Raw genomic sequence first — 11,679 nt, 5'->3', positions numbered from 1 at the left:
CAACACGCCATTTATTGGCGTGTTTTTTTATATTAGACTCTTACTAGCGCTTTGGCATACTGTTTGCCAGACGAGAGTAGGTTGTCGCTCAGTTCAGGATCTTTAACCGTCCGTGCAAGAACAAGGGAGCCAACCATAGTACTGAACAGTGCGCTACCTTTGGACGCGTCAATTCCTGCCAGATCAGAGATAAAAGCAATCATCCGTTCCAGTTCCTGCGTGAATACCTGCCGAACTTCTTCTGAGGAACGGGATATTTCGCTAGAAAGGGCAGGGATAATGCAGCCCATCTCCATTTTGTCGCGGTGATACGGACTTAAATAATAATCAATGACAGCATCGATTTTGGGGTTCTGCTCTTCCTGGTCAGCGACCTTCTGCAGAAGTGCGATGGTATCGCTGATGGCATACCGGCAGGCTTCCGCGACAAGCTGTTCTTTATTGTCAAAATGGGAATAAAACCCGCCATGAGTTAATCCGGCCCCCTTCATAATGAACGGAACGCTTACATCGTGAATACCGTTGGTGCGAAAAGCCTGAGCAGCACTTTCAACGATTTTATTTCGAACTTTTATTTTATGACCTTTGGGATACGGCATTGTAATCACTCCACAGCTTCATAGTTCTACTTTTAAAATATTATAGGCGTCATAATAAAGCCTGTCAATTTAGCGATTCTGAGAAAGTTAGCTCGTGAAAGGCGAGGTAAGGTTATTGACTGTTTTAAAATATGATGGTAATAATATATTACGATCATCATATTTAAAAAGTTCAACAGGAGGTATCAGGAGATGAGTAAGCTTGAAGCCGTAGAAACATTAGTCATTGGATCAGGTCCGGGAGGTTATGTGGCGGCGCTGCGATCTGCACAGCTTGGAATGAAGACAGCGATTGTTGAACGCAACCAGCTTGGCGGAGTCTGCACGCATGTTGGATGTATCCCATCCAAAGCATTAATTGCTGAATCACATCGCTATGATTTGCTCAGTCCTTTCAATTTTGCAAGTGCGTCAGCATCTTTTAAAAATGCTCAGGATTTTAAACAAGGAGTTGTGAATAAGCAGGCAGGTGGAGTCAGTTATTTATTAAAGACTGCTGGGGTGAGCATTTTCGAAGGAGAGGCTAGCTTGGTTGATGAACATACAGTTATGATCAGTCAGTCTGGACAGGAGCAAACCTTATCCTTTAAAAACGCTATCCTGGCTACAGGATCTCGTCCGATTGAGCTGCCAGCCTTTCCTGTTGGCGGACGTATTTTGTCTTCCACAGAAGCGCTGTCGCTCCCTGAGATTCCAACTAGCCTAGTAGTTATAGGTGGGGGCTATATTGGTTTCGAGCTGGGGCAGATGTATGCCAAATTCGGAACAAAGGTAACGATTCTGGAAGGGGGAGAACAAGTGCTGCCTGGATTTGAGGCGGAGCTTGTGAGCCCTGTTGGAAAGCAGCTGAAAGCCGATGGCATGAAGATTATTACCGGAGCGACAGCTGTGAACGTAGTAGAGAGTGCAGATACCATTACACTGCATTATTTAAAAAATCAGGAACAGCAGCATGTTACAGCGGAATATGTGTTAGTTACTGTGGGCAGAAAACCAAATACAGACGGCAATTTAGGACTAGATCGCATAGGCTTGCCAGTGACGAGTAGGGGATTGATTGCGACGGACGAACAGTGCAGAACAGCTATCCCGCATATTTTTGCAATTGGAGATATTACGGCAGGCCCGACTCTCGCTCACAAGGCATCCTACGAAGCCAAGATTGCGGCAGAGGCCATTGCAGGTCTCTCCTCCGAAGTTGATTATCGAGCCATCCCGCTCGTTGTTTTTTCGCACCCAGAGCTGGCCAGTGTCGGCTTAAGTGAAACAGAAGCAAAGACAAAAGGCATTTCGCTGGTTATTGGCAAATCCTCCTTTGGGATTAACGGGAGAGCCTTGGCCTTGAGGGAGACGGAAGGTTTCGTCAAGCTTGTAGCGGACCTAAATTCAGGAGTCGTAGTGGGTGCACAAATCGTTGGAGTAGAGGCATCCACACTCGTGTCGGAGCTTGCTCTTGCTATTGAGATGGGAGCCACTGTGGAGGACTTGGCGATGACCATTCACCCTCATCCCACATTGGGAGAAGTAATTATGGAGGCTGCTGAAAATGCAGTTAAAAAAATGGTGATGAAAGAGAGTGGAAAATGAAGATAAAAGCAGGGCTATATATAGGAATTGCGATTGTGCTGATTGTTGGAGGGGCGCTTCTTGCTGTAAAAGGAAAGGATGCAGTCAGTCAGGCTGAGAGCAGGAAACAAGGGATTCTGGATGCGGAGCAGAAGACAATATTTTATCAGAATAGTCCAGGGTCAATTGTCGAGGTCGGTGTGGCTGCAGGTGATTCTATAAAACAGGGAGAGGTGCTGTTTAAGGTTAAATCTGCTGAAGGAGAAACGGATGTAGTTGCGCCGGAGGACGGATCAGTCAACAAGATTATTGTAAAGCCGGGGGATCTAGTCCAGCTAGGAATGCCAATGGCGGTTTTGCAAAAAAACAGCTTTTATACAGATCTCTACATACAAGAAAGTGAAATCCAAAAGCTAGAGGTGAATCAAAGTATTGGCGTTCATTTTCCATATTTGGAGCACCCAACGGAGGTGACAGGTGTAATTACATCTATCGCAGCCGCGCCTCAATTTGCGAGCTTACGTATGTCACGTGAAAAAGGGCAAGCCGATTTAAGCATGTTTCTTGTCCGTGTAACTATGGATGGGAATGCTGATTTGCTTCCGGGGATGACAGCGGAGGTGAAGCTCGATGAAGTCACTGATTGACGAATGGAAGTACGTGGTGGGCAGTAAGTATTTACGCCTGATTTTTATAGGTCCGCTTATTGCGGCCCTGTTTTTTGGCTTAATGTTCTCGAAGAACCAAATCAGCGAATCGCATGTTGTTGTCATTGATGAGGATCACAGTTCGTATTCACGACAGCTGATCTCAAAGATAAATGCCTCTCCATATATGAACGTAACAAATGTGTACTCCAGCCGCCTGAACCCAGAGACGTTACTGGCAAATGAGCAGGCTGTAGCGGTCATCATGCTTCCCAAAGAGTTGGGGCAACATCAGCAGCAGGGGATATCAACGAATATTGGCATCTTAATGGATAATACAATGCCATCAGGGTTAACCAGCATCCGGACTGCGATTCAGGAAGTCATCCAGACGGAAAATGTGACTCTTTCTATGACCCGGTTCCTCCAAAAGGGGATGGATGCCGAAACCTCTAAAGGGCTTGCTTCTCCGTTATCTCTCCAGCAGCGGATGTTGTTTAACCCGACCACAAGTTATGTGGGTTTTATGGTCATTGGATTTGTGAATATTGTGGTGCTGATGATTACAACAAGCGCAGCGGGTTCAATTGTCCCTCGGTTGCGGCAGGAGGGGAAACTCTTTGCAAACGGGAAGTCTCCTTGGCAGATTTGGGTTCGCAGTGTACCTTACGCTGTTTTGACCACTATTTCGCTGCTCCTATGTTATGGCTTATTAAAGCAGGTGGGGGGAATGCGCTTTGAAGCAGCGCCTTATCTGTTTATTATTCCACTGTTTGTATATGCCTTTGCCTTGTCGCTTATGGGTCTGTTGATTGGTTATACTGCCAAAGATGTATCCAAAGTTAATTTACGAACCAATTTCGTGTTGTATCCGTCGTTTCTTGCTACTGGAATCCAGCTGAGTCCACTTGCCTTTCCAGAGTTCTTTCAAATTTCCGCATGGGTATTACCTATGAACTGGCTTAATCGCCTTATACGTGGAATGGCTTTTCGGGATGGTGCGCTAACAGCCTACAGTCAGGAGCTGGGGGCGCTGCTGATTATTATCGGCGTTGTATCCTTATTCATTGGATTGCTGGTGCTTAGGGAGATGAAGAAACCAGAGATTCAGTTCTTAGAATCAGTCAGCGCTTGAGTAATTTGATCTAGTCTAGTTTAGTCCAGTCGTGCAAACCGTTGTTCTGTTTTATCAAGATGTTTCACCCGTTCTTCTAAGCTGCGATCTGACATCCCGGCATAATTATACCAACGAAGATTCTTACGTATTCCCATTTTGCGAAAGGTGCCTCTGAATAGAATTTTGGTGATGGGGTTGCCAAAAATCCAGCGATAAAAGAAGTCGGGCGTGTTCATTACGGTCAGCAGGGACACTCCTTTAATATTCGGGAGCAAGCATTTGAAGGGCCGCCCAGGTTTAGTTTCTTCGTAGACAATGCCTTTTGCGAATACCTTATCAAGAAAACCTTTGGTAAGAGCGGGCATGGCTTCCCACCATATAGGGAAAATGAAGACAATATGATCCGCTGCTATAAGACGCTGCTGATAATTGGCGACTAGCGGGTCGGGGGTTCTCTTTTGCCGCCAAGCAGTGAGTTCTTCGTGCGACATGACGGGATCAAATCCATCGGCATGCAGATCGTATTCGCACGGAGTTTCTCCCCGATAATAAAAAAGAAGTGCTTTTTCTTACAACACCTCTAGGGAAAGAAATATTCGATTTGCATTTAGCCCTACATAAGCAGATGAATAAAGGGATAAACCGGTTTCTACAGAGATATAACCCAGATGAATTGTTATTTATAATCCAAGCCTTCGAGGATACTTTGGAAGCGTCATGGGTTCATTCGGAATCGGTTGCTGAAAAAGAACCATTAACTGCCGGAGCATCTCTTGAGCCAGTGGAAAACGATGAAATGAGTCAAATCGTAGACATGCTGAACCAACTGGATAAGCGTAACCTCAAAAAGGCTAAGGCAGTTCTACAAGCTATGTTTTTTACCCCTTTTGATTAGCTTTATATTTTTTGATAGTGATTTACGAGTTGCTCTAATTTATCTTTGATTATTTGTTTTAAGGCTTCAGGTTTCACGGATGTAACAGCATGACCATATCGCATAAAATAATTAGCCAAGAAATCCTCTTCACCTGGATTATAGAATCCCTTAATGACTGTTTTCGGACCAATTTCTATTTTCATAGAAGGATAATGCTCTTTATAAAAAATATCCTTTGCTTGTTCCGCAATCTCAACTTCAAAGTCCATACTTTTCGCAGACTGATAGATTTCTAATGAACGACTAAGAAGTTCTTCTATAGAATAACGAGCTTTGCTTTCCTCTTCTTCAATGAAGGTTATTCGATCACATCTAAAAACTCTATATGTATTCGTCGTAAGCTCTATTCCAGTGGCATACCATTGACCAAACTTAGCGGAAATCCTAAAGAATTGAACAGGGTAGATTTTTGTTTTGTTTTCTTTTGTATATGCAATGTTACAGGCACTCTCATTTAGAATACTTGCTAGGATTTTATCTAAAAAACGGCTGACATGCTTATGCTGATACATTTCGAATTGCAGGACCTTTTTCATTTTGTGAATTTGGTTGATTTGTGTACTCGAAAGACAGTGCTCGAACTTTTCGTTTAGCTTGTTAACACTCAGATGAAAGGGTGTAGATTGATAAGATTCTAACGTCAGCATGGCAAAATACAGCGCATAGACTTCATCTATCGTGAAAATAATAGGGGATAACAATCTGTTTTTTAGAATACCATAACGTCCGTGTCTTCCATGTTCTGCGAAAATAGGCATACCTAATTGTTCTAATGAACTAATATCGCGTAGAGCTGTGCTTTTTGAAATAGCGTATTTATCCATGAGATCACTTAAATTAAAGAATTCTCGACTGTTTAAGTACCTCATCATGTCATTTAATCGTTCTGATTTCTTCATATATAAAACTCCTTATAAAGGTGTCATGTTTTGATACCTTTATATAGGATAATAAGTTTAAGGCCAGATATCAAATATATAAAAGGAGAGATTTATACTATGAGTACAACACTAGAAGTAGCTATTTTTTTATCGATGAATGGAAGAGCTAAGGAAGCTATAGAATTTTACAAAGAACATTTTAACGCAGAGGAATTGCTACGTGTCACCTATCAACAACTAGCAGAGCGTGACAGCTCCATACAGCTTACGGATGAAAATAAGGATTATATTACTCACTCTGTCCTGTTAATCGGAAAAACAAAAATAATGATAGCAGAAGATACAATGAATACGAATGAGAAATATACAGTGGGCAATAACACTTCATTATGTATTCAAAGTGCTGACTTAGAGGGGATTGAAGGTTTTTATAAAAGCTTAATCACAGACGAGCGCGTGAAAATTATTGCTCCTTTATCTAGCAATGTGTTTAGCAAAGCCTACGGTATCATTGAAGATCCCTTTGGTATTCAAATCCAACTCATGTTTGATGAAAGATTACATTAAAAAAGCTTCCTACTTCTAAAACAAACTAAGTTTAATATTCAGCCGACTAAATTTCAGGTGTATTGTCCTGAGTTTGGCCGGCTTTTTTCTTGAGAGACGGGTTGTCCCAACCAAACGATAGAACGCAGATCGCGAGACTGTGCAGATTGTGCTTTTTACGTTCATTTCAAAATTAAGGCGGCACAGCAAATTACCGATAAATATAATAGCTAATGATTATATCTAATGGAGGAAAGACGGATGAAGAGGATTTTTAGTATATTGCTGATGTTATTACTGGTTACACCAGCACTCGGCACTACAACCTTTGCGAGCAATACGGTGAAGGCTAAGGTAACCGAGAGCAGTACATATTTTGATGGAGAACAGCGGAACCTGAATGGGTTCAACATATCGAATAACAATTATTTCAGACTACGCGATTTGGCAGAGTATTTCTCGGGAACGAGCAGCCAGTTTGATATCACTTGGAATAAAGCGAACAATGCGATTGAGATCATAACTGGACAAGCTTATACGCCCGAGAAGAAAACAACAAGTAACTATTATAGCCGCAATAAAAATTATGCTGCTACGCTTTCAAGCTCTAAGGTGCTAGTCAACGGACAGTTACAGTCTATTACGGCGTACAATATTGATGATAACAATTATTTTCAGTTGAGAGATTTGGCGGGTAAAATCCCGTTCGATATTGAATTTGACGTTCAGTCTGACCGCATATCGTTATTTTCCAAAATCCCAGATCATGCTTACCGGGTAAAGACGGCGGCTGTAGCTGAGAGTAACGGGGAATCTTCTTATTTTCCTAGATGGAAAAGTACGGCCTCTTCTTATCTTGTGAATAATAAGGATGGGACTGTAAGTGTTATTGAGGCGAACAAAGAGTTTACGATTGAAACGTACAATGAGAAGTACGAACTAACAGGCAATAAGAGCATTCCTTTTGAGCTTCCGGTGTTTGGTGGATTCTTTAGTGGGGAGAAGTATAACTATATTGCTTTTGGCCAAGAGAACCGCGAAGAGAATGATAGCAAGGAAGTCATTCGTATTGTCCGTTATGATAAAAGCTTCAATAGAGTAGATAGTGTCTCCATAAAGGGTGGGGAGAGCTATACCGTTAGCCCTTTTGATTCAGGCTCCGGCAGGATGGCTGAAGCTGGAGATACGCTTGTATTTCACACTTCACGTACACGATACACGACAGAAGATAAATTAAATCATCAATCCCAGCTTACCATTATTGTAAATACTAAAACCATGACCGTGACCAATGATCTGGGAAGATTCCAGAAGAATCATGTCAGTCACTCTTTTGACCAATATGTATTGTTTGATGGTACTGCGCATGTTCTAGTCGATCATGGCGACGCTTATCCCCGTTCGATTGTTCTGAATAAAGGAGACGGAGCCAGTTATAACGAAGTGGATTTATTTAATATTCCCGGCAAAATCGGAGCGAACGCGACGGGTGTTTCTATAGGCGGATTTGAGATGTCCCCGGCGAACTATATAGTCGCTATGAATTCGGTAGATCATTCCCTAGTCAAAGAGTATACATCTTTTGAGATGGTGGGTTTAGAAACGGACCAAAGGGATGTCATGCTTAGTGTGTTGCCCAAGTCCAACCTGAGCAGTAATTCGGTGAATCACATTACCTTGGCTAAATATGTAGGCACGAACCTGATCGCGTCCATCCCTAAGCTAGTAAAAATCACAGACGAAAAAATGATGGTGCTGTGGCAGGAGTTTGATAAAGAGAATCATCCGGGTGATCTGAAATATGTTCTTATAGATGGAGCGGGAAAAGCTACTAGCGACATCCAAACGATCAAGCATTTTGCCTTATCAGAGTGCAGTCCTATTATTAGTGGAGACAAAATCATTTGGTATACGAACAATAAAGGATCCAGAGTGTTCTATTCGATCCCGTTAAATTAACGGATTCAATTAACAACAAAGTGGGTAAATTAGACTATAAGCTATAAATAGGACCTTCTAAATAGAAGGTCTATTTTTTCACGCAAAAATTACATCATCCCATGGAGGTCGCTATGCATCGCGTAAATCTAAACCAGGAACAATTCAACCAACAGGTGATTAATCACGCCTCCTTTGGGATCGCCCTTTTATCGCCAAATGGTTTGATTCTGACCGTAAACCCGGCCTTTGAGCAGACTTTTGGTTATTCCACTGAAGAGTTTGAGGGTATGCGGTTAGAAGACCTTTCTCACCCCGAGGATTTCGGCAACCTTCATGATTTAAAAGCAGTTTTGGGTGAGGAAACAGAAGTTCAGATGGAAAAGCAGTTTATCACAAAAAATGGAGATTATATTTGGGGACAGCTCACGCTCCACCTATTCAGCGACGAGTCGAACCAGCCAGCATATTTCATTTGCCAAATCGTTAACATTACAAAGCAAAAGGAATCCGAGCAACGACTTCAGGAGTCTGTTGAACGGTATACGTCGCTTAAAAAATATAACCATGACGCCGTCATTTCTTTTGACCTTGACGGTCGAATCATTAACACCAATAGTATGGCGGAAAAGATAACGGGCTATGCCATCGAGTCCGAGTTGATCGGGATGAAGCTTGCGAGTCTGATTGGAGAAGAGAATGTCCAGCGCATTCTGGAAAGAGCCCTTTACGATAATACAGTTGAGCAGTATATCAATAAGCTTGTCACTAAGGACAGCGAAGTCGTTGAAGTGCTCACCAGTATTGCACCTATTTATGTGAACAATCATAATATCGGATTTTATCTTATATGCAAGGACATTTCCGAGCAAAGGCAATTGTCGCTAGCTAAGGAAGCCGCAGAGTCCACGAATAGAGCTAAAAGTGAGTTCCTAGCTATGATGAGTCATGAAATTCGCACTCCCATGAACGGGGTGATAGGCATGACTGATATTCTGCTTGAAACAGAGCTTAATGAAGAACAACGTGAATATGTAGAAATCATTCGCAAAAGCGGAGGAATCCTGCTCAATATAATCAATGATATTCTTGATCTTTCAAAAATTGAGGCAGGCCGCAGCGAGCTACAAGAGGATACATTCGATCTGCGAACTTGCCTCAAGGACAGTTTTTCTGTTATTGCAATAAAAGCTGAACAAAAACATCTGGAGCTTACCAGCATCATAAATCATGATGTTCCTGACTTTATTTACGGTGACGAGGAACGCTTGAAGCAGGTGTTCTTGAACCTGCTAGGGAATGCTGTGAAATTCACACCCGCGGGCAGCATATCGGTAAAAGTGAGGCTTGTAAAGGATGATCCCTTCCTGCTGGCCTTTACGGTAACCGATACTGGCATTGGAATTGATCCTGATCGACTTACTGATATTTTTGAACCGTTTGAGCAGGTGGATAGCTTTATGATGCGGAGACATGAAGGCACGGGTCTTGGCCTTGCCATCAGCCGCAGAATTGTCGAAATGATGGGTGGTGAGATCTATGCGGAGAGTGACGGCAAGAGCGGTACGTCGGTTACCTTCACAATCAGGCCCAAGAAATCAGTGGTAATTCCTAGCCAAGAGGCTAACATTAACAAGCTTCATACCGCACGTGAGGCAAGAATTTTACTTGCTGAAGACAACTCTATCAATGCGCTAGTGCTGACCAAAATACTCGAAAAAATGGGTCACAGTGTTATCGCCGTCACAAACGGCATAGATGCGGTTGAAGCAGCACGGAAAGAACCCTTTGATCTTATTTTATTGGATCTTCACATGCCCGTTATGAACGGTATAGAGGCTATGAAGATGTTAAGAGATGAGCATCAAGAGAAATGTCCGCCCATCATCGCGGTCACGGCTAATGCTTTGAAGGGTGACCGTGAAAATTGTCTAGCTGCCGGAATGGACGAGTATATCAGCAAGCCTGTAAAGCGTGAAGTCATCATAAAGATGTTAGATCAGTTTGTGATCTAATATAAACAGCATAACCTCTCAGTGATATTATCCCCTTCAGGTGAACAGTAAAAAGCCAGTCCATTACTGTTACACTTGGAGGGGATCGCTCTATCCATTGAATTACATAGCATTGCACGTTATACTTTGATGAGAAATACGGACCCGCTTATCATATAACAGATCCGTCCTTCTATAAGGTATGGATCTTATTTTTTGTATGTATATATTCAGTCAGAGACGGAGGCGCAACATTGCAGCTAATCAATCAATCAGAAGTACAAGATAGGATCGACCTGCTTAAAGATCAGGATCTATATATCCATCTTGAGATGACAACGGGAGCCTACGCTGCCCATTTAGATAGTTCGAAGCATCCAGCCGCTACTTTTATTACCAATGCTGTTATTCGATATTCCCATGGTTCGATTTCCGGCAACGGTCCTTATCGGGTCGGCTTAAAAATGTCGCAGGGCTGGGTTTACTCGGAAGGGCTAACTCACTATGAAGAGAGTGAGACAGGCAGATTGATTATGGCTGGACATGATGCTCAAGGCAAACTGATCGTATCGTTACAATTAAGCCGAGAGCCGTTCTAATGGAAGAGGAGATGAAGAGTTCTGTGGAAAAACATATTCTTGTTATTTTGCCACATCCGGATGATGAGGCCTTCGGTATATCAGGTACCCTTGCCAAACATATACAAAATGGGACCCAAGTTACCTACGCATGCCTAACGCTTGGAGAAATGGGCCGAAATATGGGCATCCCGCCCTTTGCGAATCGGGTAACCCTCCCGGAAATACGTAAGAAGGAGCTGGAGGAATCCTGCGAGGCTATTGGCATACAGGATTTAAGAATGCTTGGTTTTCACGACAAGACGATAGAATTCGAAGATCAAGTCTTGCTCGATGGGCAGATTGATGCGCTCTTGAAAGAGCTTAAACCTTCGTTGATCATCACTTTCTATCCAGGGTACAGCGTACATCCTGATCACGATGCTACTGGAGCCGCAGTGATCCGAACCGTTGCAAGACTTCCAAAGGAAGAAAGACCTCCTGTTCACTGTATAGCTTTTGCTAATAATATTGTAGAGATTGGGGAGCCAAAGGTTATCAATGATGTGAGAGATTTCCTCAAGCACAAGATGGCGTCCATTCAGGCGCATCGTTCCCAATTCCAAGCTGCTGAGCTGTTGGGCAGCAAACCTTTAAATGATAAAGAGATCCAAGCTCGTTTTGGAACAGAACATTTCTGGATTTATCCGTTTGAATGATAATGATCTAGTCAGAATTTTAGCGGTGATCTGTTGTCGGTGCTTAACCGGTGATAGATCGCCGTTTTTGTATGTGAATATTCAACTTTTCAGCGGGGGACGGTGGGAATTTAAGGCGAGGCCTTAAGACACGGGTAATTTGACCTAAAAAATTACTAAGGACTATCCGATATAGAAG

The 11,679-nt window shown here is 42.8% G+C and carries 12 protein-coding genes; 9 read left to right on the top strand and 3 right to left on the bottom strand.

The window, feature by feature from the left end:
- Nucleotides 1–32: 32 nt before the first annotated feature.
- Nucleotides 33–599: a TetR/AcrR family transcriptional regulator gene (locus MHI15_RS19210; protein WP_076305173.1), complete on the bottom strand. Its 567-nt coding sequence runs from the start codon at nt 597–599 to the stop codon at nt 33–35.
- Nucleotides 600–791: 192 nt separating this feature from the next.
- Between MHI15_RS19210 and lpdA the strand changes: the two genes are divergently transcribed.
- The 3 genes from lpdA to MHI15_RS19195 are packed head-to-tail and all read left to right on the top strand — an operon-like array spanning nt 792 to nt 3,947.
- Nucleotides 792–2,186, top strand: a complete 1,395-nt coding sequence (gene lpdA, locus MHI15_RS19205) for a dihydrolipoyl dehydrogenase (RefSeq protein WP_341164717.1) — start codon at nt 792–794, stop codon at nt 2,184–2,186.
- Nucleotides 2,183–2,812 carry an HlyD family efflux transporter periplasmic adaptor subunit gene (locus tag MHI15_RS19200; protein WP_076128586.1) on the top strand — a complete coding sequence of 210 codons (630 nt, stop codon included), beginning with the start codon at nt 2,183–2,185 and terminating at the stop codon, nt 2,810–2,812. Before lpdA ends, MHI15_RS19200 begins: the two co-directional genes overlap by 4 nt.
- Nucleotides 2,796–3,947: an ABC transporter permease gene (locus MHI15_RS19195; protein WP_341164716.1), complete on the top strand. Its 1,152-nt coding sequence runs from the start codon at nt 2,796–2,798 to the stop codon at nt 3,945–3,947. The genes MHI15_RS19200 and MHI15_RS19195 overlap by 17 nt, the downstream gene beginning before the upstream one ends.
- Before the next feature lie 20 nt (nt 3,948–3,967).
- Here MHI15_RS19195 and MHI15_RS19190 read toward each other — a convergent pair whose 3' ends face one another.
- Nucleotides 3,968–4,420 (bottom strand): NAD(P)H-dependent oxidoreductase, encoded by a 453-nt coding sequence (locus MHI15_RS19190; RefSeq protein WP_081387515.1) that lies wholly within the window; start codon nt 4,418–4,420, stop codon nt 3,968–3,970.
- A gap of 134 nt (nt 4,421–4,554) precedes the next feature.
- On the opposite strand from MHI15_RS19190, the gene MHI15_RS19185 reads away from it, so the two are divergent.
- On the top strand, nt 4,555–4,824 hold the full coding sequence (locus MHI15_RS19185; protein WP_341164715.1) for a hypothetical protein: 270 nt from the start codon (nt 4,555–4,557) through the stop codon (nt 4,822–4,824).
- A gap of 2 nt (nt 4,825–4,826) precedes the next feature.
- Here the strand turns inward: MHI15_RS19185 and MHI15_RS19180 are convergent, their stop codons facing one another.
- Nucleotides 4,827–5,765 (bottom strand): helix-turn-helix transcriptional regulator, encoded by a 939-nt coding sequence (locus MHI15_RS19180; RefSeq protein WP_076308498.1) that lies wholly within the window; start codon nt 5,763–5,765, stop codon nt 4,827–4,829.
- A 99-nt stretch (nt 5,766–5,864) separates the two neighbouring features.
- Here MHI15_RS19180 and MHI15_RS19175 point away from each other — a divergent pair, with 99 nt between their 5' ends.
- The 5 genes from MHI15_RS19175 (at nt 5,865) to bshB2 (ending at nt 11,501) form a co-directional block, all read left to right on the top strand.
- A complete protein-coding gene (locus MHI15_RS19175) occupies nt 5,865–6,314 on the top strand; it encodes a VOC family protein (RefSeq protein ID WP_076128596.1) in 450 nt (149 codons plus the stop codon).
- 240 nt (nt 6,315–6,554) lie between these two features.
- Nucleotides 6,555–8,252, top strand: coding sequence for a hypothetical protein (locus tag MHI15_RS19170; protein ID WP_341164714.1), 1,698 nt, complete (start codon nt 6,555–6,557; stop codon nt 8,250–8,252).
- A gap of 113 nt (nt 8,253–8,365) precedes the next feature.
- Nucleotides 8,366–10,246 carry a PAS domain S-box protein gene (locus tag MHI15_RS19165; protein WP_076220374.1) on the top strand — a complete coding sequence of 627 codons (1,881 nt, stop codon included), beginning with the start codon at nt 8,366–8,368 and terminating at the stop codon, nt 10,244–10,246.
- Nucleotides 10,247–10,479: 233 nt separating this feature from the next.
- Nucleotides 10,480–10,824, top strand: coding sequence for a YojF family protein (locus MHI15_RS19160; RefSeq protein WP_076128602.1), 345 nt, complete (start codon nt 10,480–10,482; stop codon nt 10,822–10,824).
- 23 nt (nt 10,825–10,847) lie between these two features.
- A complete protein-coding gene (gene bshB2, locus MHI15_RS19155; RefSeq protein ID WP_038574105.1) occupies nt 10,848–11,501 on the top strand; it encodes a bacillithiol biosynthesis deacetylase BshB2 in 654 nt (217 codons plus the stop codon).
- Nucleotides 11,502–11,679: the final 178 nt, after the last annotated feature.

Source organism: Paenibacillus sp. FSL H7-0918, from assembly GCF_038007025.1.
GTDB lineage: Bacteria > Bacillota > Bacilli > Paenibacillales > Paenibacillaceae > Paenibacillus_AQ > Paenibacillus_AQ odorifer.
This window is presented reverse-complemented; position numbering and strand designations above follow the sequence as displayed.